Origin of the sequence: Chitinophaga sancti (assembly GCF_034424315.1) — a bacterium.
GTDB classification, from domain to species: domain Bacteria; phylum Bacteroidota; class Bacteroidia; order Chitinophagales; family Chitinophagaceae; genus Chitinophaga; species Chitinophaga sancti.
Map to the genome: position 1 here is coordinate 3,718,067 of NZ_CP139972.1, position 23,341 is coordinate 3,741,407.

The 23,341-nt window shown below is 43.6% G+C and carries 25 protein-coding genes and 1 riboswitch; of the genes, 5 read left to right on the top strand and 20 right to left on the bottom strand.

Annotation, left to right across the window (positions count from 1 at the left end):
- The first annotated feature begins 128 nt into the window (after positions 1-128).
- Complete coding sequence (locus U0033_RS14205) at positions 129-1,157, top strand: alpha/beta hydrolase (protein ID WP_072362570.1); 1,029 nt, start codon at positions 129-131, stop codon at positions 1,155-1,157.
- Between the two features lie 225 nt (positions 1,158-1,382).
- On the top strand, positions 1,383-1,973 hold the full coding sequence (locus U0033_RS14210) for a phosphatase PAP2 family protein (protein ID WP_072362571.1): 591 nt from the start codon (positions 1,383-1,385) through the stop codon (positions 1,971-1,973).
- Between the two features lie 172 nt (positions 1,974-2,145).
- On the opposite strand, the gene U0033_RS14215 is transcribed toward U0033_RS14210, so the two are convergent.
- Both U0033_RS14215 and U0033_RS14220 read right to left on the bottom strand, forming a co-directional pair.
- Positions 2,146-2,532, bottom strand: a complete 387-nt coding sequence (locus U0033_RS14215) for a hypothetical protein (RefSeq protein ID WP_072362572.1) — start codon at positions 2,530-2,532, stop codon at positions 2,146-2,148.
- Between the two features lie 280 nt (positions 2,533-2,812).
- On the bottom strand, positions 2,813-3,610 hold the full coding sequence (locus tag U0033_RS14220) for an AraC family transcriptional regulator (RefSeq protein ID WP_072362573.1): 798 nt from the start codon (positions 3,608-3,610) through the stop codon (positions 2,813-2,815).
- Positions 3,611-3,710: 100 nt separating this feature from the next.
- On the opposite strand from U0033_RS14220, the gene U0033_RS14225 reads away from it, so the two are divergent.
- On the top strand, positions 3,711-4,202 hold the full coding sequence (locus tag U0033_RS14225; RefSeq protein WP_072362574.1) for a phenolic acid decarboxylase: 492 nt from the start codon (positions 3,711-3,713) through the stop codon (positions 4,200-4,202).
- A gap of 52 nt (positions 4,203-4,254) precedes the next feature.
- On the opposite strand, the gene U0033_RS14230 is transcribed toward U0033_RS14225, so the two are convergent.
- Positions 4,255-5,070, bottom strand: a complete 816-nt coding sequence (locus tag U0033_RS14230) for a hypothetical protein (protein WP_072362575.1) — start codon at positions 5,068-5,070, stop codon at positions 4,255-4,257.
- A gap of 75 nt (positions 5,071-5,145) precedes the next feature.
- On the bottom strand, positions 5,146-6,021 hold the full coding sequence (locus tag U0033_RS14235) for an NmrA family NAD(P)-binding protein (RefSeq protein ID WP_072362576.1): 876 nt from the start codon (positions 6,019-6,021) through the stop codon (positions 5,146-5,148).
- 75 nt (positions 6,022-6,096) lie between these two features.
- Here U0033_RS14235 and U0033_RS14240 point away from each other — a divergent pair, with 75 nt between their 5' ends.
- Positions 6,097-6,492, top strand: a complete 396-nt coding sequence (locus tag U0033_RS14240) for a winged helix-turn-helix transcriptional regulator (RefSeq protein WP_072362577.1) — start codon at positions 6,097-6,099, stop codon at positions 6,490-6,492.
- Here U0033_RS14240 and U0033_RS14245 read toward each other — a convergent pair.
- The 14 genes from U0033_RS14245 to thiM form a co-directional block, all read right to left on the bottom strand.
- The gene (locus U0033_RS14245; RefSeq protein WP_072362578.1) at positions 6,487-7,362 is read right to left on the bottom strand and encodes a helix-turn-helix domain-containing protein; all 876 of its coding nucleotides are present in this window, start codon (positions 7,360-7,362) and stop codon (positions 6,487-6,489) included. The two genes, U0033_RS14240 and U0033_RS14245, sit on opposite strands and share 6 nt — an antisense overlap.
- Positions 7,349-8,242, bottom strand: a complete 894-nt coding sequence (locus U0033_RS14250; RefSeq protein WP_072362579.1) for an NAD-dependent epimerase/dehydratase family protein — start codon at positions 8,240-8,242, stop codon at positions 7,349-7,351. Before U0033_RS14250 ends, U0033_RS14245 begins: the two co-directional genes overlap by 14 nt.
- Before the next feature lie 149 nt (positions 8,243-8,391).
- Positions 8,392-9,279 carry a metallophosphoesterase family protein gene (locus U0033_RS14255; protein ID WP_072362580.1) on the bottom strand — a complete coding sequence of 296 codons (888 nt, stop codon included), beginning with the start codon at positions 9,277-9,279 and terminating at the stop codon, positions 8,392-8,394.
- A gap of 41 nt (positions 9,280-9,320) precedes the next feature.
- Complete coding sequence (locus U0033_RS14260) at positions 9,321-10,424, bottom strand: multiheme c-type cytochrome (protein ID WP_083571586.1); 1,104 nt, start codon at positions 10,422-10,424, stop codon at positions 9,321-9,323.
- A gap of 102 nt (positions 10,425-10,526) precedes the next feature.
- Complete coding sequence (locus U0033_RS14265) at positions 10,527-11,702, bottom strand: NRAMP family divalent metal transporter (RefSeq protein WP_072362582.1); 1,176 nt, start codon at positions 11,700-11,702, stop codon at positions 10,527-10,529.
- A 178-nt stretch (positions 11,703-11,880) separates the two neighbouring features.
- Positions 11,881-12,606, bottom strand: coding sequence for a 5-oxoprolinase subunit PxpA (locus tag U0033_RS14270; RefSeq protein ID WP_072362732.1), 726 nt, complete (start codon positions 12,604-12,606; stop codon positions 11,881-11,883).
- A gap of 2 nt (positions 12,607-12,608) precedes the next feature.
- Positions 12,609-13,625, bottom strand: coding sequence for a 5-oxoprolinase subunit C family protein (locus U0033_RS14275; protein WP_072362583.1), 1,017 nt, complete (start codon positions 13,623-13,625; stop codon positions 12,609-12,611).
- Complete coding sequence (gene pxpB / locus U0033_RS14280; protein WP_072362584.1) at positions 13,626-14,327, bottom strand: 5-oxoprolinase subunit PxpB; 702 nt, start codon at positions 14,325-14,327, stop codon at positions 13,626-13,628. It abuts the gene before it with no gap.
- Positions 14,328-14,492: 165 nt separating this feature from the next.
- Positions 14,493-15,245: a patatin-like phospholipase family protein gene (locus U0033_RS14285; RefSeq protein ID WP_072362585.1), complete on the bottom strand. Its 753-nt coding sequence runs from the start codon at positions 15,243-15,245 to the stop codon at positions 14,493-14,495.
- Positions 15,246-15,255: 10 nt separating this feature from the next.
- Positions 15,256-16,119 carry a CPBP family intramembrane glutamic endopeptidase gene (locus tag U0033_RS14290; RefSeq protein ID WP_072362586.1) on the bottom strand — a complete coding sequence of 288 codons (864 nt, stop codon included), beginning with the start codon at positions 16,117-16,119 and terminating at the stop codon, positions 15,256-15,258.
- Between the two features lie 166 nt (positions 16,120-16,285).
- The gene (locus tag U0033_RS14295) at positions 16,286-16,930 is read right to left on the bottom strand and encodes a TenA family protein (RefSeq protein ID WP_072362587.1); all 645 of its coding nucleotides are present in this window, start codon (positions 16,928-16,930) and stop codon (positions 16,286-16,288) included.
- On the bottom strand, positions 16,917-17,744 hold the full coding sequence (thiD, locus tag U0033_RS14300) for a bifunctional hydroxymethylpyrimidine kinase/phosphomethylpyrimidine kinase (RefSeq protein ID WP_072362588.1): 828 nt from the start codon (positions 17,742-17,744) through the stop codon (positions 16,917-16,919). Before thiD ends, U0033_RS14295 begins: the two co-directional genes overlap by 14 nt.
- The gene (thiE, locus tag U0033_RS14305; RefSeq protein ID WP_072362589.1) at positions 17,741-18,367 is read right to left on the bottom strand and encodes a thiamine phosphate synthase; all 627 of its coding nucleotides are present in this window, start codon (positions 18,365-18,367) and stop codon (positions 17,741-17,743) included. The genes thiD and thiE overlap by 4 nt, the downstream gene beginning before the upstream one ends.
- Positions 18,360-19,166, bottom strand: coding sequence for a hydroxyethylthiazole kinase (gene thiM, locus U0033_RS14310; protein ID WP_072362590.1), 807 nt, complete (start codon positions 19,164-19,166; stop codon positions 18,360-18,362). Before thiM ends, thiE begins: the two co-directional genes overlap by 8 nt.
- A gap of 44 nt (positions 19,167-19,210) precedes the next feature.
- Positions 19,211-19,305, bottom strand: a riboswitch (TPP riboswitch).
- 55 nt (positions 19,306-19,360) lie between these two features.
- Between thiM and U0033_RS14315 the strand changes: the two genes are divergently transcribed.
- The gene (locus tag U0033_RS14315; RefSeq protein WP_072362591.1) at positions 19,361-21,490 is read left to right on the top strand and encodes a GH92 family glycosyl hydrolase; all 2,130 of its coding nucleotides are present in this window, start codon (positions 19,361-19,363) and stop codon (positions 21,488-21,490) included.
- A 111-nt stretch (positions 21,491-21,601) separates the two neighbouring features.
- On the opposite strand, the gene U0033_RS14320 is transcribed toward U0033_RS14315, so the two are convergent.
- Together U0033_RS14320 and U0033_RS14325 are read right to left on the bottom strand one after the other, a co-directional pair.
- Entirely contained in the window at positions 21,602-22,300 is a 699-nt protein-coding gene (locus U0033_RS14320) for a LytR/AlgR family response regulator transcription factor (RefSeq protein WP_245801795.1), read from the bottom strand.
- Positions 22,266-23,300 (bottom strand): sensor histidine kinase, encoded by a 1,035-nt coding sequence (locus U0033_RS14325; protein WP_072362593.1) that lies wholly within the window; start codon positions 23,298-23,300, stop codon positions 22,266-22,268. Before U0033_RS14325 ends, U0033_RS14320 begins: the two co-directional genes overlap by 35 nt.
- Between the last annotated feature and the right edge of the window lie 41 nt (positions 23,301-23,341).

Here is a 23,341-nt window from a genome sequence, read left to right on the forward strand (position 1 = left end):
ACGCAAAAGGAAAAAATTTAGCTGAGGGCGCCTGTTATCAGCTTCACCTTATAAATAATCTGCTTTACCCCGATTATTAATATTCTCTCTTAAATTTTTATTTTCTTTACATATAATTATTTACTACCATGAGAATGTTCGTAATCGCCCTGATGCTGATCTGCTGTAGCTGCAGAAAATCAGACACTACCCCTGCAAACTATCCTGATGATGATTTGGAAGGACCTGTTGCAAGACCTGCCAGCGGATATGGAGCAGATGGTTCCTATACTGTAGCCAGCGTAAGTTTTGACAGTCCTACTTATAGCGGTAAGAAGGTGACCCTGTTTTATCCTAAAGAGGCTAAAGGTCCGGTACCTGTTATTTTTTATTCACATCCCTATGGTGGAGAGGAAGTCTCTTATAATATAGGCCTGTACAATTTTATTGCGAAGAAGGGTTATGCGGTGGTGTTTGCGCCTTATCCTACTACGGGTGCTAATGTCAATGTTGATTCAAGGTATAATACACTGTGGCAAAGTTTTCTGAAAGCAGTGAATGACTATCCTGCTATTATTGATACAAAGAAAGTGGGATTTATGGGGCATTCATTTGGCGGCGGTGCATCTTTTGCCATGGCGTATAAAGGATTTGTGGAGAATGGCTGGGGAGAAAACGGGCGGTTCATTTTCGCCATGGCACAGTGGTATTCATATAATATTACGGCTACACAGTTACAAAGTTTCCCTTCCAATACAAAGTTGATTACAGAGGTGTATAATGATGATGTAACGAATGATCACCGGTTGGCAATTGACATTTTTAAACATATCAATATTGCAGATTCAGAAAAGGATTATATCCTGGCAAAGCAAAGCGTGGTGAATGGCTATACTTATACAGCGGCACATGATCTGCCCAGTTCAAGAACGGCTTATGATGCTTATGACTATTATGTAGAGTATAGATTGCTGGATGCAATGATTGATTATAGTTTTAATGGAAATGCAAATGCTAAAAATACGGCTTTGGGGAATGGTTCATCTGCACAGGTGAGCCTGCCACAGGGCATGACACCGCTGGAAGTGACGGACAATCCGGTAGCGGCTTTTCCACAGAGTAAATATCTTTTCCCCTGTGGATCGACTGATAATCCAAGGATTGCGAACTGCGAATGATTTTAAAAATAAAAGGGGCTGGCTCAAAACTTCGAGACAGTTCCTTTTATTTGAAAATGGTTTTCATACCCGTTGGCGAATTCCCTCTTTCGTGAATGTTTTTATTCGGGTTCCCTGATGAAGAGAAATTTTTTTTAAGCGATTCTCAGGGGTTTCATTTTACTTATGATACATCAGCTTCTTTTTTCCATTTAAGTATTGCTTGTTCATTGTACATTTGTTCACATGAAATGGTACATTATCCCGGCATTGTTAATCTTTTTACAGCCAGTTACATTTGCCCAATCCAAATTACAACAGTTCGATGATCGTGTGCTCGAAGACCTGGCGGCTCACCGTACACCAGGGCAAACAAAGATGTGGCGCACTATTTCCAATATGAATGATTATGTGGATGTGGGAATACCAGTGGTGGTGTTAACAGCGGGCTTAATTAAAAACGATCCTGATATGAAACAGCAGGCACTGTACATTGCAAGTAGTACAGCCACCACTTTCCTGTTCAATACTTTGATAAAAGTGATTGTGAAACGGCCAAGGCCTTTTGTGAGTAATGTAAGACTGAAAGCAGTGTACGAACCTACCTCATATTCATTCCCTTCGGGTCATACATCTTCTGCTTTCAGTGCTACTACGGCGCTCTCCAGGGCGTATCCCAAGTGGTACATCATAGCGCCTTCCATGGTATGGGCTTCGGCGATTGGATATTCCAGGATGTACCTGGGGGTACATTATCCTACTGATGTGGCAACGGGTGCTTTGCTTGGTGCAGGTATGCCGTTTGCGTTAGGATTTATACGCCCGGACAGACATTAGAAATTTTCCCTGATCAGGCTTTTTAACCTGATACGCAGGACAGGCAAAAAATTAATTATTTCACTGGATCAACCTTACCGATGCATGTGTGATTTACAACACAAATACTAACACCTTTTAACAGTTTCTCCTGGTCTATCGTATCAATTCGTGCCTCTATCCGGCACCAAAATTAAAAATTCGCCTCTTTGGTAAAATTCTTATCAGCGTAAAACTTCACGCTTAGTTCATATTGCAGGATAATGTTTACGGCAGCCATTGCTTCGCGGGAAGGATCATCAGAGAGATTGTCTCTGGAATACCAGACAATACCGTTTTTTTCTTTCAATTGTTTTAATTGATTATCTAATTTATCGATGGTGACCTGAGTGCCATTGGCGAAAATGGTACCGTTTTTTTCGACGTACACTTTCAGCACATTTGCATCATTGGCTTGTCTTGCGATGGGAGGCGCAGACTCAAGAGAGAAGGTACTGTCGGCGTTGGCAGTATCCAGGGCCTGTTGTCGGCAACTCGTCACTAGCATAAATGCTGATGCGAAAAGGATGGTATATTTCATAGTCTCAGAATTCACGTTCGTATTAGGCCTTTCGATATGCTAAAATTAGAGGATCAAATATAGTATATAAAATTTAAATGTGAAGGTTTGTAATTAATGATTGAAATTATTTTTGAATGATCATTTTTGAGTGAATAAATTATTTTGCTTTGGCCTGTGGCGAGATGGAAAATTCATCAAATTTCCACCTAAAACAGCGTTATTTAAGGCAAAAAGAGAAGGTTTTTCTTTCAGATTTGAACGATTAAACGAAAAAGTATTCCTTTTATATAGTTAATAGCTATAAGCCTTTTGTATAAGCAGAAGGCCTGATTCCTGTAAACCGCATGAAAGTATGACTAAATGCCGTAATACTATCATACCCAACCATAGCCGCAATCCTTCCTATTGAAAAATCTTTTTCTACCAGTAACTCCATCGACTGGATAATCCGCAGGGCCTGCAAATACTCGATGAAACTCGTTCCCTCCGCATTAAAACTACGACTCAATGAACGGGTACTAAATCCAAATTTCCCTGCCACCTGTCCTAATTCCAGTTTTTCATCAAGATGTTTCCGCATATAACCAATCACTTCCAGCAAACGCTCATCCCGCGGCTTTATAAAACCTAATAGTGGTAACTGTCTTGTTTTACTCACACCCGGCAGGATTGCTTTCAATCCCTGCAAAAACTGGTAAGCAGCATACTGATTCCTGCCAATATGCCCCTCCCAGTTTACAACAAAGCGAACCATTTCATGCAATAAATTATTAACCATATATACACCGGTAGCATGATAGAAATCATCTTCCATATGCTGGTTATCGAAATAAATCGTAAACATCCGCACACTTGCATTGTTTGTCCACATCCTGTGAGTGACGCCCCGGGGAATCCATATAAAATGATCTACCGGCAAAAAATATTGCCTATCAGCAGTAGCGATGTGCAAGGTTCCTTTTTCAGCATATATAAACTGTCCCTTATTATGCGAGTGAAAAGGCGTAGCAATCTCTCCTTTCTCCGATGTACTGCAATAGGCACCTAAGCGGAACCTTTGGACATCCAGATAAACGTGGTCAAATGATAATGCCATACTACAAAGATACCGGATTGGCGTAAACGAGCGAAACTTTGACTTTTTACTTAAAAAAGCCCATCCGAAAGTGATGTAATTTTGTATTAAATTATTAATTATGAAAGAATTTATCGGCTCTCACTTTATCTATACATACGATAATGGCTGGGAATATGAACTGTATGTAAAGAATGAAAATACGATTGACTATAGAATACATAGCGGTATGGTAGGCGGTAGATGGGTAAGAAATCAGCAAGTGGATCTTGTACAGCTCGCAGATGATGTATATAAGATATCCTGGACAGAGCCGACAGGAACGGATGTCTGTGTGAACTTTATGCCGGGGCAAAATAAACTGCATGGGGTAATCTTCTTTCCGAAATGGGTACATGAACATCCGGAGATAACTGTTTGTTTCCAGAATGATTTTATCCATGTGATGGAAGAATCAAGGTTGAAGTATGAGACTTATCCTAAGTATGTAGTACCGGAATTTGCAACGATCACTTTTGCAAAGAATGAAGGGGTGAATAATGAGAAAGTGATTGCAGTGGCGCCTTATCACGGGATGACGGATGATATCAGGTCTGGAAAACTGGTGTTCTAAGAGAAAAGGGTGCCTCTGATGAGACACCCTTTTCTTTTTTATAAGTTTATGATTACTTCTCCTTTATCAAAGTATACATCTTCTCTCCATAGGTTTCGAAGGTACATGCATGCGTTCTGGCATTTTGCTGAAGACATTTGGTTTTATAGATCGTTAAGGTATCCATGAAAAACTTATATCCATATGTCTCCTTTTTATCCGCAGATGTCTGGAATTCGATGTAGTCCACATCATTTTCCACTTCCTCCGCCAAAGCATCGATGACAGGCGTATACCTTTTAAAAATGTCCATCCCTATGATCGTGTCATTTTCTCCGAATACCACCTTCTTTCCATCTTCAAAATGATAGGTACCACTGAATAATAACTCTTCCAATATTCCCCAGTCAGATTTATTCACATCTCCCTTCCCTAATTTATATAGATAGGTATTGCGAATTTTAATCCTCGTAGGTGAAAGTACCTGAATCGTATCCACATTCTTTTTGGTAAGATCAGGTGTTGTAAAAAGATACTGATCGCCGTTCTTCACAACGACTATATCTCCGGCTCCATCATGAAAACCACTAATATACCGGGTCACCATCAATGTACGCGCCGGGATATCGATACAACTGATACTGTCCGCTCTGCAAAGACGGGGAGACTGAGTAATATGCAGGTCATTTACATATCCTTCATTCACCCATATCCCGGCAAAACTCAAAGCCGTATCCAATGCTTCAAAGGTACCTACAGAATCAGGCTCTGTTACAAGGGGCGCGGATTCGGTGGCGGTTTCAATTTCAGATTCTGGTATACTGGCAACAGAGGTTTTACAAGCAATAAAACCCAGGGTTATACCAAGGATAAATAATGTATATCTCATAGCGATCCACAAGATAATATATTTTCGTAATATAAAAATATATTAATATCAGGTCTTATATAGCGCTATGTACGGTTAATTTTGTTGATAGCGGGTAGCGAATTCTTCAGCAAATATTTCCAGATTACGGGTACCCTTCTTCTTTCCATAAGGCATCCACAGGACACCTTTTCGTACCGCTATACCTACTTCCACCAATAGTTTTGCGATTTCCTCCCGCACACCACTTTGCATAATACCTGCCAATGCCTGCTCATCCGTAAAAGCCATCCATGACAGTTCCGGCTGACCGATTGCCTTTCCGATAGCTGCTGCAACCTCGCCAGTAGTACGATCATCACTGACTACATAGTTAGTTTCATTTTCTACAAAAGGTGTCTGAATTGCAGCCGCTACCGCATCTGCAATATCTAATGGATGTACCATTACCAGTCTTGTATTTGCATCATAATTGGCACCTAAAAATCCCATATGCCGTATCATGGAAATATTGCCATAGAGGTTCGTGAAAATATAAGGTGCCGCCAGGTGTTTGATGATCACCCCAGGAATTTTATTAAGTGCTTTTGCTACTTCATAAGCACCTAGTGTCAACCCGGTTCCTTCACTGAGATGCGCGCCCATGCTGCTTAAATTTACAATATTGGCAACACCCGCTGCCTGTATTGCCTGCGCATAAACTTGCCCGATCCCTGCACTGTAAGCCCTGTAATCAGGGACACTGAAATTGGGAGGAATCATGGTATATAATACGTCAGCGCCTTTGAATGCCGTCGTCAAAAATTCTACATCCTGTATATCGCCGATTGCAGGAATTGCTCCTATATTTTTTATCGCCGCTTTCCTGTCTTCATTGCTACTAATGATTGTCACTTCGTGCCCTGCAGTGATTAATGCAATTGCCAGCGGCTTCCCGATATTTCCTAATGAACCTGTGAGTGTAATTTTCATGTCTTGATATTTTACTGCAGCAAAGCTACCTTTGTGTAGAACCTAAAAGAAGAACTTACCCTAAAGTAAGTAGCTATGACTGCTGTAAAAGAAAGCTCGACCATTCAGGAAAATAAAAAAACGGTATTCCAGGAATGCCCTGTCACTTATGTGATGGAAAAGATTGGTGGATATTGGAAACCCATTATTCTCTTTCAGTTATTATCAGGGAAGAAACGATACCATGAACTGAAGAAAAACATTCCCGGCATCAGCGAGAAAGTGCTCATTCAGCAATTGAAACAACTGGAAACAGATGCCCTCATCATAAGAGATGCTACGGAAAATATCCCCCCGGTTGTGCATTACAGCCTGACGGCTTCAGGGCATGCGCTAAGACCTGTTCTATACGCCATGGCTGTTTGGGCCATTGACGAAACTGAGATGCCGGTGTCGAAGAAACTGGAAGATTTTCCAGGAGATGCTTTATAAACCTTTCGTATTGCTCCTGTATTGGCCAGGTGTAAAACCTGTGTATTTTTTGAAGAAACGAATAAAATAGGATTGATCTGAAAAATTTAAGCGATAACAGATCTCCGCAATTGTCAACTCTGTATGAACCAATAACTGCGCGGCTTCTTTCACCATCCTTTCGTGGATATGTGTGCCGGGTGTTTTGCCTGTCACGGCCTTCACCGTATCATTCAGATGATTTTGCGTCACATTCAGCAAGCCAGCATAAGTAGCCAATTTTTGTTCAAAATCTTTATCAATTAAAAAAGTAAATGCTGCGGTCAGCCGAATGGCAGCATTACTCCCTGCACCCTGTTCCGTTGCTGTGTATAACTGTTGCGCTTTTAGAAAAACAACTGTCAGAAAAGCCTTTATTAATTCCAGCTGACCCGCTTTATATTCTTTTTCTATCTCCTGAAAGTAATGATGAAAATCCGCCTGCTGTTCTGCATTCAATTGGATAACCGGACAACCATCCAGCTGGAAGAAGGGATATGTATGCAGACGAGGCAGTATATGCGCATCAAATGTAATGATATAACCCTGGTGCTCATCTACAACAGACTCCCAATTGGTCACCATTCCCGGTGAAATAAAGCATAACATTCCTTTGCGGATGTAATATTGTTTGGTACCAAATGTTTTGATTCCCTCCCCTCCTGTCACTAATACCACCATGTAGAAATCCAGTCTGTTCGCTGTAATCATCGGCTGACAACGGTAGCCCTCATCTTCCCGCCTGTGAATTTCAAACTTGCCTGTATCCGTGCGCGTATCCACAGGATAAAAATATTTATCCCGGAAATTTCTGCCGTTAATAACAGGTATTTTATGCTTAACTGATCTCATTTTTGATATGATCAAAGATACCATTTATTGACGGTTGCCAGCCTAAGATGCGGCGGGCTTTTTCGGAAGAAGCCCTGCTGTTGGAAGCAAGTCCGTAATGGCTCATGTCAGGGCCAAAAATGCCGATCGCTTCATCCATAGAAAGGGATAGGGTTTGACTGACACCTAATTTTGCACTCATCGCTGCTGCTATTTCTTTAAAGCTGGCTTCGCCGTTCTCTGCATAAAATGCACTACCTGCAGGGGCGTTTTCCAATGCTTTTAAATACAATTCTGCCAGGTCTGCTACATGTACATTGGACCATATGCTTTCTCCCTTTTCCACATAAATTCCCTGCCCTTTTTCCCGGGCGATTTTCCAAAGCAATGGAAGCTGAATACTCTCTTTGTGCAACCCCCTACCTATTCCATACACCATGGTCGGAATAATCACGATCGTACGAATGCCTGTAGTCGCAGCCTGTAAAACATGGTTATTGATCCCCGTCCAGGCAATCCTTTCTATTCGTGGCAGCAGGGGATCATCTTCTGTGTAAATAAAGCTGGAAGCGGCGCCATATTCTTTTCTTCCTAATATGCTGGAACCAGAGGTGTGAATCAATGTCTTGCCAGTACCTTTCAGTGTATGCAGCAGTACTTCGAGACTATATGGGTCGATATGGGAAGCAGTGTGAATAACGGCATCAGCAGCAACTGCGGCTGATTGTAATAAAGCTGCGTTGTCGATAGTACCTGCAATGGCTTTGATACCCATTGCGGACAATGGGGCAAGCAATTCAGGGCGGCGGACCAGCCCTGTGACCTCGTAGCCTTTGTTGATTAACAAATTGGCAATTGTTCCCCCGATATATCCATTAATTCCTGTGATGAAAACTTTCATTGTGAATGATTTAGCACATCAAAGGTCGGGCTCCTCCTATTGGGGGAATGGTGTTATATACTGAATTTATGGTACTTCATACAGATGACGGAACCTGCTTATTCTGCCAGTTTTTATATAGTTGACACATAAGTGGCACCGCCCCTTTTTTAATAGTTTACATATTGTTCTGTAAAGGAACCATCCGCGTACAAGTCAATCACCCCATAACCCGGCGGCGTCTCCCTCCTATTCCCTTCCCACCACGCACCACTCACCGCACCATTGCAGATATAAGTCACATTATTATACACCACTTTATCTCTCAGATGTATATGCCCGCTCAAACACAATTTTACATTCGGATGCTTATAAAACAAACTAATTATCGAAGCAGTATCTGTATGCATATCACCTCCTAACATTGTCCATTTATTGACGATATTATCCTCGATCATTAAGGTGGCAGTCAGTATGGGGATATGTGAAAGCACGCATACTGGCATGCTTTTATCTGTTTTATTCAATTCATTCTCCAGCCAACTAAACTGCTCTTCCCCCAGTTTTCCAATATACCAGGTATTGTCAATATCCAGATGCACGCTATCCAGACAAATAAACTTCCATCCACCTTTTACAAAACTATAATAAGGCTTCGCCATCTCCAGCTGATGCAATGCGTATTCTTTTTCATTCTTCTCCTTCCACCAGATATCATGATTGCCCAACACTGAATACATCGGCAAACTAGATTCTGATTTAAACACATTTTTCACCAATTTCCACTGTGCTTCATTTGTAGCCAGATCTTCTTTATTCATATCAAATACCAGATCACCTCCATTCAATATAAAATCGACAGCGGGTTTTTGCGATTGTACATGATGTAAACAATCGCGTAAATGACGTGGCGCGTCAAACTTGTCTTTCAAATGTATATCTGTAAGATGCGCTATACGCAGGGCGGGAGCAGCCTTTGAGGCCGCCATACTGCTCAGTGGCAGGGCAGGCGCCAGCAACAGGCCGCCCATTCTTTTGAATAAGGTTCTTCTTAACATCCTGACAAAGTTAAAAATCCAGTTGAATGCCCTGTGTTAAGTTATTGTTTATAAATACCAATCAAATGGGTGCGCAGGTAATAAGCACCAGACAATACAATCTTTGATGAAGGCAATTTCGGCATATGGCAATCCACACAATTCAGCACGGCCATCTTATCAAATTTACAAGCCGGAGAAGGTTGTTGGGTATGGCATTGCATACACTTTTTTGAAAATGCCACTAAGTTATTTGCCTCATCCTGATGCGGATCATGACAGCTTGTACAATTCATTTGCCGGCTTTGTTTAAAACACCGGCTTGCTGTGAATAACTGGTATTGCGTACCGTGAATATCCAATTGCGATGGTTTTGAAGGTCCGCTGATATCTGGGAAGAAATAATCATTATAAGCATCACCCGGTTTATACTCAAAGAGCCCTTTCTGAGGTGTTTTTAATCCTGAATGACACAGTGCACACATATCCAGTTGCTGCTGATTGTCCAGTGATCGCACGGCCGTTATATGCATGGCCTGCTTTTCTTCAGGATGCGCAGCATGATAAGCTACATGTTCTGCTGCCGGCCCATGACAACGTTCGCAATCTATGCCGTAAATGATCTTTCCCTTTTCAAAGGTTTCATTTATTCCACGCCCCTTCATCGTCACACTTTTTATGCCTACTGCTGAACTGTGACAACCGAAACAGGTACTGGGAATCTGCCTGTCGAATTTAGGATGTGAAGTAGGGAAACCCGGACTATTCGCCCAATGCCCTGCACTGACATAATAAGAGACCGGCAACTGGTAATAGTTCTCATTGTTCCAGTATAAATAAGTTTGTGCATGCCTGCCTGAACCTACTGATAAATGGAATAAATGTCCACCCTGTACCCTGCCGCTATCCGTTTCCAGCATTTCGACACGGGTACTATCATCATAGGTAAAGGTACCAGGAAAAGTGCCTAATATTTTGGTACTGCTTGTTTTAAAATGTGTAGTTTGAGCATAATGATTGTAAATATTCTGATGGCAACTGATGCAGGTGTTGGCACCGGCATATGCTGGCCCTCTAAGGTCTTGCGGCGGTTGTGTGATACATTGGGATAATAATACAATCAGGGAAATGATGCCTGATGCTACCCACAGCATTCGTTTATTCATAACGTAGAAACTCTATTTAAAAAACACTTATTTAGCGAGCGCATATTCTATTAATCAATCAGCAGATCAATCACCGCTTCAGTCAAGCAATGACCTGGCCTGTCAGACCAACCATTGTTTCAGCGTGAGGATACTCAGCCAACTCATGATCACTACTACTATCCAGCCTATCAATGACAATATCTTTGGATGACTATAGCCTTGTACTAATCGTTTATTATAAGCTGCCAGCAACATTACGGCCAATGCCACCGGTAAGATCAATCCATTCAAGGCGCCTGCTATGATAAGCAACTGAACCGGGTTACCCAGTACTGCAAAGATCACCGTACTGCATACAATGAAAAAGGTGATAAACCATTTTTCATTTTTCGCTATTAATGGATGAAATGTTTTTAAGAAAGATACGGAGGTATATGCAGCACCTACTACTGAGGTGATTGCCGCACTCCACATCACCATACCAAAGAAACGGTAACCAATTTCTCCCGCAGCACTTCTGAACACCGCCGCGGCAGGGTTTCCGCTATCCAGTTGTACACCTTTTGTCACCACACCCAATGCTGCCAGGAATAATAAGATCCGCATCACCCCGGTGATCAGGATACCTTTTGTTGCACTCTGGTTTACCTGTGGTATAGCTGCGGGTCCACCAATACCTGCATCCAGCAGGCGATGTGCCCCTGCAAAACTGATATATCCACCGACGGTACCACCTACTAATGTGATGATAGATTTTGTATCTATACGATCCGGCCAAACCATTTGCCGCAAGGCATCTACAACAGGCGGCTGAGAACTCACTGCTACGTATAGGGTGAGTAATACCATTAATATGCCCAGGTAACGGGTAAACTGATCCATGGCATTTCCTGCTTCCTTCATCCAGAAGATAAAGAGCGCCATCACACCACTCAATATAGCACCATACAATGTATCTAATCCAAACAATGCCTGCAAGCCTAATCCACAGCCACCAATATTCGCAATATTGAATACCAGGCCACCTAATACTACCAGCAATGCCAGGAAATATCCCAGGCCTGGTAACAAGGCATTTGCCAGGTCCTGTGCCCGGGAATGACTCACTGTCAGGATGCGCCAGATATTTAGCTGTGCACCAATATCCAATAATATTGACACCAGTATTGCAAAGGCAAAAGCAGCAGCATGTTGTTGGGTAAAAACGGTGGTTTGGGTCAGGAAACCCGGACCTATAGCAGATGTCGCCATTAAAAAAGCGGCACCCAATAAAATGGAAGTACGTTGTTTATTCAAGCGTATTGATTCTAATTAAGGTTTGATGCACCAATTTTGCAATGGATGTGCATTATTTATTCAAGCCTGTTGATGCTTATTAAGCTTCGACATTTTTGCAATGGACCAGCCTTGTTTATTCAAATGTGTTGATGCTTATTAAGCTCTGACGTCTTTGTAATGGAGCTGCCTTGTTTATTCAAATGTTTTGTATGCCTGATAAGGTCTGATGTACAGCTTTTGCAAATGCTACCGCATGTGCCCCATCTCCATGCAGGCAAATAGTTTCAGCCCGGAGTGGTACTATTTTTCCGCTGAGCGCAGTCACTTCCTGCTTTGTCACCATTTGTATTACCTGCGCCAGTGCAGCTGCTTCATTTTCTATCAGGGCATTGGGCTGACTGCGTGGTGTAAGGGAGCCATCTTCCTGGTAGGTTCTGTCTGCAAACACTTCACTGGCTGTTTTAAGGCCCATTTCTGCCGCTGCCTTTATGAGCCAGCTATTAGCCAGTCCAAACAAACAGAGCGCCGGATTGGTATCCCGGATAGCCTGTGCGATAATGGTTGATAGGTGTTCATCCCTGGCTGCCATATTATAAAGTGCACCATGTGGTTTTACATGTTGCAGGGTGGCACCCAATGTATTACATACTTCCTGTAAACTGTGTATTTGTGTGGTGATGAGGTCATAAATGGCAGCATCAGAAAGGTGTTGTTCTGTTCTGCCAAAATTCGCTTTGTCATCGAAACCCGGGTGTGCACCAACAGCCACTTTATGCTGTAAAGCCAGGCCCACGGTTTGTTCCATGGTGACTCTATCTCCGGCATGAAAGCCACAGGCAATATTGGCACTGCTGATGTAAGGCATAATTTCGGCATCGGTAGGCATACCTTCGCCCATATCACAGTTAAGGTCGATGTACATATTTAATGATGGTTGTGTTGCAGCCATTCCTGCCATCGTAAGTTACAGGCATTTTGGAGAAAATGCAAGTGTTGTTCTGCTTTGATCAGCAGTTCTTCGGCTTCGTCATGTGGTATAATCTGGAAAGTAATTTTGCTATGTGGTAGTAATTGCGCAAGGATAGGAAGATCTGCACTAACTACGTGTGCGATGCGGGGATAGCCCCCTGTAGTCTGATGATCGGCCATGAGTATGATCAGGTGGCCATCTGGTAATAGTTGTACGGTACCCCTGGTAATGCCGGCCGAGAGCCGTTCTTCTTCGTGTATCATCTGTAATGCCGGCCCCTTTAGCCGATAGCCCATTCTGTCACACTGTTCTGACAAGGTAAAGAAATGGGAGGTTAACAGGGATTGCGATGCAGGTGTCAGTACAGGATATTCCAGACTTGTCACCACCCTGATCACGCTGCCATCCGAATACAGATCCCGCACATCCGCCCGCCAGGGTAAGGGGGTACCTAATTGTGTCGTGTGCAGGTATTTCTGATGCAATGCCTTGTCGATATCTTCATCTACATGATTGACCGGTATGCGGTCATTCTTTTGTAGTTTACGGCCTTCAAAGCCACCGGCACCCGCTTTGAGATGGGTACTATGACTACCTAGCCAGGGTGCATTATTCAATCCACCCCTGATGGCAATATAGCAACGTGCGCCAGAGACTGGTTTTGTAAATCGGAGGATCGATAACTGGGAAATCCAGATAGGTTGATTGATATCCAGTGGCTGTTCATTCACCATGGCTCCAAAATCGCCACCCGAGAGTGCGATCAGTGTATCTTCTTCAAAAAGCAAAACAGCTGCAGGAAAATGTAACTCTATAACAGCAGCTTCCGGATCGTTGCCTACGAGAATGTTGGCCACATACATAGCAGCCCTGTCCATGGCACCACCCGGGTTTATGCCCAGATGCTGGTAGCCATATCTGCCCCCATCCTGTATTGTATCCAGTAAGCCCTGTTGGATAACCTGTATCATTTATATCATTTTATGGAATTCACGCAGCGAGATAGGTATGAATTTAACCTCATCGCCGGGATGACAATAGCAGGGGGAATCCAGTGATGCGTCAAACATTTTCACAGGTGTTCGTCCGATGATGTTCCAGCCCCCTGGAGATGATAATGGGTAGATGCCGGTTTGCCCCCCGGCAATGCCGACACTGCCCGCCGAAATGTTTACGCGGGGCTTTTTTTGCCTTGGCGTAGCCAGGCGATCGTCTACCTTGCCCATATAAGGGAAACCCGGGAGGAAACCCAGCATGTAGACGGTATATGTTTGTGAAGTGTGCAGGTCGATGATGTCTGCTTCGCTGATGCCTTTCTGAGCCGCCATTGCAGCCAGATCCAGACCTAAGGATGGATCATAGCAAACAGGAATCTCTAAATGACGAATGTGCTGTTCTCTGTGTACAAGCGGTGCTGTCAGTGCCGGTGCTATTAATGACTGAATGGTCGTAAAAGCATTACTATTTTGTTCACGGCGTACTAACAGTATATCATATACGATTGTAAGAGAGGCGTAAGCAGGAATGATATCAAGAATGTATGGCAGCTGCATGGTAATCAGGTGATTATACACGTTCATGACCTTGTCGTGAACCGCAGCTGAGATCTCCTGTGACCATTCTATGATCAGGGAATGATCGCCTAACGGGTTGATAGTATAATCCGTATTCATAAATCAGCAATAAGGTACGTGTTATTGCGGAAAAAGTGCTCATTTTTTTTTAGGATACAATGCAGTGGCGAGGGTGGAAAATCCTGTTTTAGAGATGCCTGGCAGGCTAAAGTTTTAAAAATCATCCGTACAGAACCTGTACCAGGAAGGAAGATCCTTTTAGATTTATTTCTGTTGCATTAGTTGACGGGTATACTCCAGGCCAATGTTATAAATATCGTCAAAGTGCTTAAAATCAAACATCCCAAATTTGCCCAAACCTGCTGGTTCTATGAACTCCTTACAATGTGCTTTATTTTTCAACACCGGTTCCCGGATGGCCAGGTGTAAGGTACGATCTATATTAGCCAGATAACCATTTTCAGGATGATATTCTGTCAGCGGATTCACATGTACTCCTATGATATCCACATATTTTTCCAGCAAAGGTTCTGCCGGCAGATTGCCCGTCAATCCCCCATCTACATAAGGGATCCCATCTATCACAATTGGCTGAAACAATAAAGGAATAGAAGATGCCGCTAAGACGGCAGGGATGATAGACCCCTTGTCAAAGATCATCTGCTTACCGCTGTTGAAGTCGGTAGCCGCTATATATAAAGGCGTTGTTAAATCTTCAAAGTTCTTGTGCCGCAGGGTTTGCGTCAACACCTTCTCTACCGTTTTCAGCGAGAGCAAACCTGTACGCCAGTTACGCCACTCCATTGAAAGCCCGATCTTGTTGTGCTGGAATATCTCCCTCACCTCATCTGTCGTATACCCGTCACAGATAAAAGCAGCCGCTATAGAACCGGCACTTGTAGCAGCAATAGCAGATGGTGTAATTTGGTGTTCGGCAAAAGCTTTCAGTACTCCCAGGTGAGCATAGCCCCTGGCTCCCCCGCCTGATAATACAAAGGGCCGCGTAGATGCATTCATGTAGCTGTTCTTATTTTGGCGCCGGCAGCTCTCCTCTCCTTGTCCAGAGATAAATAGCTACCAACATGCTCAAGATAGGAATTACTATTCCAAATTCATCATAGAAGTATTTAGTTTTCTCTGATGTCAGCGTAAGTGGGGTAAATATGGCCTGAATAAAAAGGTTATGGCTGGCATGTAAAATCACCGCCGTCCATAGACTCCCGGATTTCAGACGAAACCAGGTGAAGATAAAACTGCCGCTGATCACCAGTATTGAAAAGCAGGAAAACCCATACCATGCAGGAGTACCACTATTATAATCCGCGAAAAGCAGGATAGGTAAATGCCAGAGTGCCCAAATACAACCTACTATAAATGCCGTCTTAGTATAGCCCAGGATCTTGTACATCTCAGGAGCGAGGAAGCCCCGCCAGCCTATTTCTTCTCCCAATGCGGTAGACATACTCCTCACCATACCGATGCTCGCTGTCAATAGAATATACAAGGCTATCACAAAACCATCGGGTAACTTTTCCAGCCCAAATGATTTGGCTACACCTCCTACAAATTCCCGGTCATAGAATGTACCCCATCCTACCGTCCAGATAATTAAGTAAGCAGCAAGGCTATAAAACAAGGGTACCAGGTAACTCCATAGCTGGTAACGGGACTCTCCCCATTTCCAGGCCAGCGCACTAATGGGTCTTTTAATAATGAGTGAAGTAAGGAAAGCTCCTAATGCAGGGCTCCACATCATACCGGTGACAAATGCACCTCTGCCACCCATGATTTTTGCCGTATGAATAATAAATGCATAAAAGATAGCACTAATGGCAAAGGTGATCAGCAGGAATATTACGATAGATTTCCGTGGATTTTGTTGTTGCGTCATGCGCTCAAGATAGCGAAAAAATTAGGACTACCAACTACTTAATGCAATGATCGTGTTTCATTTTGGATGAACAAAAAATCACCCGAATCCTACTGCAGCAAAACACAGCAATAAGATTCAGAACAGGCCCATGGCCGGTTTTATGAAAATCAAATTAATATGCTATCTAAACAGTCCATTTTTCCTGCCTGTATGCGCTATCCCAAAACATAAACTCCAGCCTGCAGGCTTTCTCATAGGCCGCATGCATCGCCTCCTCCTGCGCAGGTGTAGCCACAGCATCACAAAAGTCTATCGCCTTTTTTACCAGCTCACCAAAGGCCTCTCCAGCATAAGTATCTATCCAGTTCCGATAAGGATGATCTGCCGCCGTTTGCTGCGCATAAATATAATCCCCTACTTTCTTATAAATCCAGAAACAAGGCAGTACTGCTGCCATGGCTACTTCTACCGGCGCCAATGCACAAGTGCTCAGTAAGAAACCAGTATAATGATGACAGGAAGGAGAAACACTCACCTTTTCTGTTATATCGTATTGCCTAAAGTAAGCAGCATGTAAGGCATTCTCCACTACAATAGCGCCTTCTGCAAAACGGGTATACTGCAATACCTGCTCTACTGTATACGCTCTTGCTGCAATCAGCGACAATGCACGCCCGAATTGTTCGAGGTACAATGCATCCTGCGATATATAAAACTTGAATTTCTCTATGGGCAATGTACCATCTACCAGTTCTTTGATAAACGGCATCGTGATGATCGTATCATAAATATGGGCAGTTCGCTGCCAGGCTCTTTCACTCCATCTCATGCGTGATTAATTTTTCCGGTGCAAAAAAATGATTCAGAGGACCATGGCCCTTTCCTGTTTGTACATGCTGCCCTGCAGCAATTGCCGTATGGATATATTGACTGGCCTTATCAATCGCCGTTCCTAATTTCTCTCCCCTTGCCAAATATGCCGCAATAGCCGCAGACAAGGTACAACCAGTGCCATGTGTATTCTCTGTATCTATATACTGACTGGATATGATCTGTACATTGTTCTGCTGGTCTTTGTATACATCAAAAAGTTCTCTTCCCGCCAGATGTCCTCCTTTTACCAACACCGCATTACAACCCGTCTGCAGGATAATATCTGCTGCTTTGTGCATATCAGAAAGATTATGCAAAGGTATGTTTGCCAGGATAGCAGCTTCGTCAAGATTAGGCGTAACCAGTGATACGAGCGGGAATAATTGCTCTTTCAGGATGGCAATAGTTTCCGATTCTATCAGGCGATCTCCGCTTGTAGCTACCATAACAGGATCGAGTACCACGGGAAGATCCGGATAACTTTTTAAAGTCTCCGCGATTGCCAAGGCCAGTTCAGGAGAATGAATCATCCCTATCTTAATTGCGGAAGGCTGTATATCGTCCATCACTGCACGGATCTGCCCTGCCACAATATCCGGGGGAATACTATGAATACCACTCACCCCCAATGTATTCTGTACTGTGATTGCTGTAATCGCCGATGTGCCAAAGCAACCCAGGGCAGAAAAGGTTTTGAGATCTGCCTGGATGCCTGCCCCTCCCCCGCTATCAGAACCAGCGATGGTTAACACACTTATATATTTTGTCATAATGCTTTTTCTATTTGAAGACGAATAGCAGCTGCTGCTTTTTCAGGATCTGCGGCCCCGCAAATAGCAGATACAATGGCCAGACAATCAGCCCCTGCTTTGATCACATCTGCAGCATTGCCTTCATGAATAGCCCCAATGGCTACCAGTGGCTTATCCGTCAATGCACGGATCTTGCTGATGCCTTCCAGTTTCCATTCTGTCACCGTATCTGTTTTGGTGGGTGTAGCAAAAATCGGGCTCAGCGCCAGGTAATCTGAAGCCCTGGCTTCTGCTGTATATATCTGCTTTTCATATTCGATGGAATAGCCTAATATACCGCAGGATGGCCATTGCACCCTGATGCTCAGTGGTGGTATATCACTGTTGCCTACATGGATGCCCGCAGCACAACATTGCTGTGCTACCCATAAATTGTCATTGATGATCAAAGGTACCCTGGATGCTACAAGTGCCTCTTTCAGGCGCAATGCACGCTCTAAAAATGCCGGGTTATCCAATTGCTTTTCCCGTAACTGGATCAGATCTACGCCTCCCTTTACAGCGGCTTTCGCCACGGTGACCAGGTCTCTGCCCTTACAGGATTCCTCGCTGATCACCAGGTATAATCTGCGGTTAAACATGGGTTTCTTCCAGTTTTATGAGTGAAGCCACCGCTTCATCTGTGAGTTGATATAACTGATCCAGGATGTTTACCTGCATGCTGCCCGGGCCATTGGATAGCTTTGCGGCTTTCTCCCCGGCTATACCCAGGAGAGCCATAGCTGAAACCGTGGCACAGAAAGGATCTGTAGGATTTGCAGCTGCAAAAGCCCCAATGAGTGCGGTTGCTGTACACCCCATACCCGTCACTTTCGCCATCAGCGGGTGTCCGTTTGATAATAAAATAGTGGTGTCTTTACCTACAATGATATCTACCGCTCCTGATACACATACCACACTTCCGAATTCCTGTTGCAGGTAGCGGGCAGCTTCTACAGCAGCTGCACTTTCTTCCGTGCTGTCCACACCTTTGGTCGGACCTGCATTCTTACGGGCCAGGGCCATGATCTCGGAGGCATTGCCCCGGATAATGGTGGGTTTCAGTTCCAGTAATTGTTTTAATACTTCATCCCTGTAAGGCGTAGCACCTGCCCCAACAGGGTCCAGGATCCAGGGTTTGCCCAGGGTATTGGCTTGTCCGATAGCGAGTTCCATACTCTTTACCCAGTATTCATCCAGGGTACCGATGTTGATCACGAGTGCACCTACGATCTTCACCATATCTGCCATTTCCGAATGGGCATGGGCCATAATGGGGGATGCACCTACTGCCAGCAAAGCATTGGCAGTATTATTCATGACTACATAATTTGTGATACTGTGAACCAGCGGGGATTGTTTCCGAACAGTCAAAATCTGTTCCCTGATAAACTCCTTCATAATGCCATATAGATTTTATAGTATAATGGCCAGGAGTACGCATGCGCTAAGCTGCTGCTTTTCCCTACGCCGGTACTAACCGGATCAGGTTCAAAGAGTAATTCTCAGTTCCATAGCAGGAACACCCCTAAAGCCATCTCAAATTTAGCAAACAACGCGAGAAAATGACATAATTATTTTTTATACTTGTGTCCATGCGCTTATTTGTATCAATAACGGCTATTGTCTGCCTGTTCCAAGGGAACGTGAATGCACAAACATCAGATCTCCTTCGTTATGTTCAGCCACTTTCCGGCACGGCAGCCAGCACAACGGCTTCTTCCCGAAAACATGGCAGCGGCACTGAATCCTATGCCAACACCATTCCGGCTGTAGGCCTGCCTTTTGGTATGACGCAATGGACGCCTCAAACAAACACTACAGAAAACAAATGTTTTCCTCCCTATACTTACAAAGACAGCCTCCTGACCGGTTTTAGAGGTACTCACTGGCTAAGTGGTTCCTGTACGCAGGACTATGGCAGTTTTACCATTATGCCTATCGTAGGGCATTTTACCGCCGAATATGCTACTCCTTTCTCCCACGACAAAGAAATCAGTACACCTGCTTATTATAAACTGACGCTCCCCGGTGTGACTACCGAAATCACCGCCACTGCCAGGTGTAGTATGATCCAGTTCTCCATGGAGAAAACGGATAGCCTCTACCTGTTACTGACGCCAAATAGTGACAGAAAAGAAGGCGTGGTGAATATTCATTCCTACAGACGCGAAATTTCAGGTTACAATCCTGTACATCGTATTTACCAGGGATGGGGTGAACCGGCAGGATTCTGCGGTTATTTTGTGATGCAGATTGAAACCATGGCCACTGTTGCTAAACCGGGTTATGCCGCTTTCTACCTGCAAAAAGGCGAAAAGGTGAGAGTGCGGATCGGCACTTCTTTTACCAGCATTGACAATGCCCGTAAAAACCTGGAAGCTGAAATACCCGAATGGGATTTTGATGCCCTGAAAGCAAAGAACGAAGCTGTGTGGAATACAGCCCTGAACCAGATACAGGTACAAACACAGAAAGAAATAGATAAACGCATTTTCTATACTGCTTTCTATCACGCCATGCAGCATCCCCGATTGTTCAATGATGTAGATGGCAGTTATCCACGCTTTGCAGGCGATTATCAGAATGAAAAGATCAGCAAAGGCAATTATTACGATGATTATTCCATGTGGGATATTTACAGGGCACAGTTGCCGCTGTTTGAAATACTACAACCCAAACTGGTGAATGACTTAGCCAACTCCTTAGTATTAAAAGGACAGCAAGGCGGATGGTTACCGATTTTCCCCTGCTGGAATAGTTATACCGCTGCCATGATCGGCGATCACGCGACCGCCTTTATTGCATCGGCATTTAACAAAGGGATCAAAGATTATGATGTGAATGCAGCTTATACACTGATGCGCAAGAATGCTTTTGAAATGTCTGCAGGTGCTGATTATAAGAATGGGAAAGGCAGAAGATCCCTGGATACTTATATGAAATATGGATACATTCCGATGGAAGATAGTGTGCCCATGGCCTTTCATAAAAAAGAACAGGTAAGCCGGACCCTGGAATATGCGTATGATGACTATGCATTGTCTACCGTAGCCCAGGCTTTGGGTAAAACAGATGATTACAACATCCTGGCAAAACGCGCTCAGAACTATAATAATGTCATTGATCCCAACATGGGTATGGCCAGGGGTAAATATGCAGATGGTAGCTGGTATTCACCTTTCAATGGGGATAAGAAAGAACCTTATATCACTGAAGGTACACCCAGACAATACACATTCTATGTACCACAGGATGTAACTGGCCTGGCGAAAAAGATCAATCTTAAAATGGCATTGGATAGCCTGTTTGCTAAGGATGAATACTGGCATGGTAATGAACCAGGGCATCAGATCCCTTTTATGTACAATTTCACTGCTAGTCCTGAAAAGACGACACAGGTCGTACATAAAATCCTGGCAGAAGAATATGCTGATGGCCCGGGCGGTTTGAGTGGGAATGATGATGCGGGCCAGATGTCTGCCTGGTATATGTTTGCTGCAATGGGTTTTTATCCTGTAGACCCGGTGAGTAATAATTATGAGTTGTGCACACCTATTTTTGAGCGTGTTACTATTTTATTGCCTGACAATAAAAAATTCCAGTTGAAAGCTATTCGCAAAGGCAACAGGAGGAGCATGCTTTTTAACGGAAAAGAATTAAAAGGACATGCCATTACTTATGAACAAATCATGCAGGGTGGTGAACTGGTATTCTTTTACTAGAACTTATTTCACAAATAGGTATTTCCAGCTGATAATCAATACATAAATAGTAATTATGAAATGATTTCCAGAAAGTACATCCAGGGCCTTAGGTGATTATCACCAGGCATATTACAATCCCAGTTGTTTCAAAAAGTGCTCTTTGTAATTGCTGCCAATAGGGATCTCGGTGCTATTGATAAAAGCCCTGTTACCTTCTATATGTGTAATGCTGCCTTTATTGATGATAAATGAACGATGCACCCTGATAAATAAATGAGTGGGTAATAACTCTTCAAAACCAGAGAACGTGATGGTAGGCAGAATGGTCCGCTGCTTTGTGACGATCTTCGTATAGTTGCCACTGGCTTCCGCATAGTAAATATCTTCGTAGAGGATTTTATAGATCTTTCCATCTGCTTTTATAAAGATGAAATTCTCTTTCTTACTTACTGTAAAATCAGGTGATGTCAGTTTCTCCATCGCTTTATCCACCGCTACAATAAACCTTTCCAGTGAGAAAGGTTTCAGGAGGTAATCCGTTGCATTCAGCTCAAAGGCTTCTACTGCATATTCTTTATAAGCAGTGGTGAAAATTACCTGTGGCTGGTACTTCAGGGTTCTCAGGAATGCCAGTCCATTCAATACCGGCATATTAATATCGAGAAAGATCAACTCAATATCTTCCTGCTGGGCAATCGCCTTTGCTTCCAGTGCATTCCCGCAGGAAGCCACGACATGCAGATCAGGGAAATGACTACAATACGTTTGTATGATCTGCCGGGCTATCGGCTCATCATCTACTATCAGGCAATTGATCTTTCTCATCATGCTTTATTTTTAACTGTAGCTGTACCATGAAATATTTATCCTCCTCCTGAATGTTCAGGTCATACTGATCAGGGTACAGCAAAGATAAGCGCTTCCTTACATTCTCCAGTCCAAGGCCTCCACTGCGTTCATGGGGTGTTTCTCCCTTAGAGTTTTTTACTGAGAAGAGGATGGTATCGCTCCAGCGCCTGATCATGATCTCTATATAGATCTTTTCGCTGGTAGTATTTTTAGAATGCTTGAATGCATTTTCTATAAATACGATCAGGAGCATTGGTGCGATCATTTCCCCTACATCTTCAAAAGGTTCTATCATGGTATTCAGGTGCAGGCGCTCGCCTATCCTGATCTTCTCAAACTCCATGTAGTTATTGATGTAATTCAGCTCCTCCTTTAAAGGTACAAACATTTCCTTGGCATCATATACAGAGTAGCGCAGCAGATCGGATAATTGCAGCAGCAGGGCAGGCACCTTATCCGGTGAAGTGATACTCAGCCCATACATGTTATTGAGCGTATTGAACAGGAAATGCGGACTTAACTGGGATTGCAGGTTTTGCAGTTCACTCTGGCTATTGGCGGCCAGGATCCGGGCCTCCAGCAGGTGTGTATAGATCCGGGTACGATATAGTTTGATAAGCATACCCAGGGTCAGACTCATGGTCAGGAATGCCAGCGGGAACAGGAAATCGTGGAAGAAATCCTGTCGCTGAATCGCCTTGCCTATAAAAAGAAAAGAGAAACAGGTGGCCACTAAAAAGACCAGTGAGATGGTGAACAGGGTCATCCAGGATACATGCCTTCTTCCATCGATGAATAATAAGGAAAGGAAACGGCCAGTATATACAGCCCCCAGGAATCCTACCGTCATCGCAAAAGCAATTTCCTCATCATCCATGGTCGTGAACGAATGTACATATTGCCTGATTACAATGAATAGCACTATTCCTGCAATCGTGCTGGCTGTCAAATGTATTTTCAGATTACCCACCGTTTTCATATCAATTGTGTTTCTAGGGTACAAATATGAGTAAGAACGCC

Excerpts from the sequence above, each read along its gene's own strand:
- U0033_RS14205 (WP_072362570.1), top strand. The coding sequence starts at position 129 with ATGAGAATGTTCGTAATCGCCCTGATGCTGATCTGCTGTAGCTGCAGA.
- U0033_RS14210 (WP_072362571.1), top strand. The coding sequence starts at position 1,383 with ATGAAATGGTACATTATCCCGGCATTGTTAATCTTTTTACAGCCAGTT.
- U0033_RS14215 (WP_072362572.1), bottom strand. The coding sequence starts at position 2,532 with ATGAAATATACCATCCTTTTCGCATCAGCATTTATGCTAGTGACGAGT.
- U0033_RS14220 (WP_072362573.1), bottom strand. The coding sequence starts at position 3,610 with ATGGCATTATCATTTGACCACGTTTATCTGGATGTCCAAAGGTTCCGC.
- U0033_RS14225 (WP_072362574.1), top strand. The coding sequence starts at position 3,711 with ATGAAAGAATTTATCGGCTCTCACTTTATCTATACATACGATAATGGC.
- U0033_RS14230 (WP_072362575.1), bottom strand. The coding sequence starts at position 5,070 with ATGAGATATACATTATTTATCCTTGGTATAACCCTGGGTTTTATTGCT.
- U0033_RS14235 (WP_072362576.1), bottom strand. The coding sequence starts at position 6,021 with ATGAAAATTACACTCACAGGTTCATTAGGAAATATCGGGAAGCCGCTG.
- U0033_RS14240 (WP_072362577.1), top strand. The coding sequence starts at position 6,097 with ATGACTGCTGTAAAAGAAAGCTCGACCATTCAGGAAAATAAAAAAACG.
- U0033_RS14245 (WP_072362578.1), bottom strand. The coding sequence starts at position 7,362 with ATGAGATCAGTTAAGCATAAAATACCTGTTATTAACGGCAGAAATTTC.
- U0033_RS14250 (WP_072362579.1), bottom strand. The coding sequence starts at position 8,242 with ATGAAAGTTTTCATCACAGGAATTAATGGATATATCGGGGGAACAATT.
- U0033_RS14255 (WP_072362580.1), bottom strand. The coding sequence starts at position 9,279 with ATGTTAAGAAGAACCTTATTCAAAAGAATGGGCGGCCTGTTGCTGGCG.
- U0033_RS14260 (WP_083571586.1), bottom strand. The coding sequence starts at position 10,424 with ATGAATAAACGAATGCTGTGGGTAGCATCAGGCATCATTTCCCTGATT.
- U0033_RS14270 (WP_072362732.1), bottom strand. The coding sequence starts at position 12,606 with ATGTACATCGACCTTAACTGTGATATGGGCGAAGGTATGCCTACCGAT.
- U0033_RS14275 (WP_072362583.1), bottom strand. The coding sequence starts at position 13,625 with ATGATACAGGTTATCCAACAGGGCTTACTGGATACAATACAGGATGGG.
- pxpB (WP_072362584.1), bottom strand. The coding sequence starts at position 14,327 with ATGAATACGGATTATACTATCAACCCGTTAGGCGATCATTCCCTGATC.
- U0033_RS14285 (WP_072362585.1), bottom strand. The coding sequence starts at position 15,245 with ATGAATGCATCTACGCGGCCCTTTGTATTATCAGGCGGGGGAGCCAGG.
- U0033_RS14290 (WP_072362586.1), bottom strand. The coding sequence starts at position 16,119 with ATGACGCAACAACAAAATCCACGGAAATCTATCGTAATATTCCTGCTG.
- U0033_RS14295 (WP_072362587.1), bottom strand. The coding sequence starts at position 16,930 with ATGAGATGGAGTGAAAGAGCCTGGCAGCGAACTGCCCATATTTATGAT.
- thiD (WP_072362588.1), bottom strand. The coding sequence starts at position 17,744 with ATGACAAAATATATAAGTGTGTTAACCATCGCTGGTTCTGATAGCGGG.
- thiE (WP_072362589.1), bottom strand. The coding sequence starts at position 18,367 with ATGTTTAACCGCAGATTATACCTGGTGATCAGCGAGGAATCCTGTAAG.
- thiM (WP_072362590.1), bottom strand. The coding sequence starts at position 19,166 with ATGAAGGAGTTTATCAGGGAACAGATTTTGACTGTTCGGAAACAATCC.
- U0033_RS14315 (WP_072362591.1), top strand. The coding sequence starts at position 19,361 with ATGCGCTTATTTGTATCAATAACGGCTATTGTCTGCCTGTTCCAAGGG.
- U0033_RS14320 (WP_245801795.1), bottom strand. The coding sequence starts at position 22,300 with ATGATGAGAAAGATCAATTGCCTGATAGTAGATGATGAGCCGATAGCC.
- U0033_RS14325 (WP_072362593.1), bottom strand. The coding sequence starts at position 23,300 with ATGAAAACGGTGGGTAATCTGAAAATACATTTGACAGCCAGCACGATT.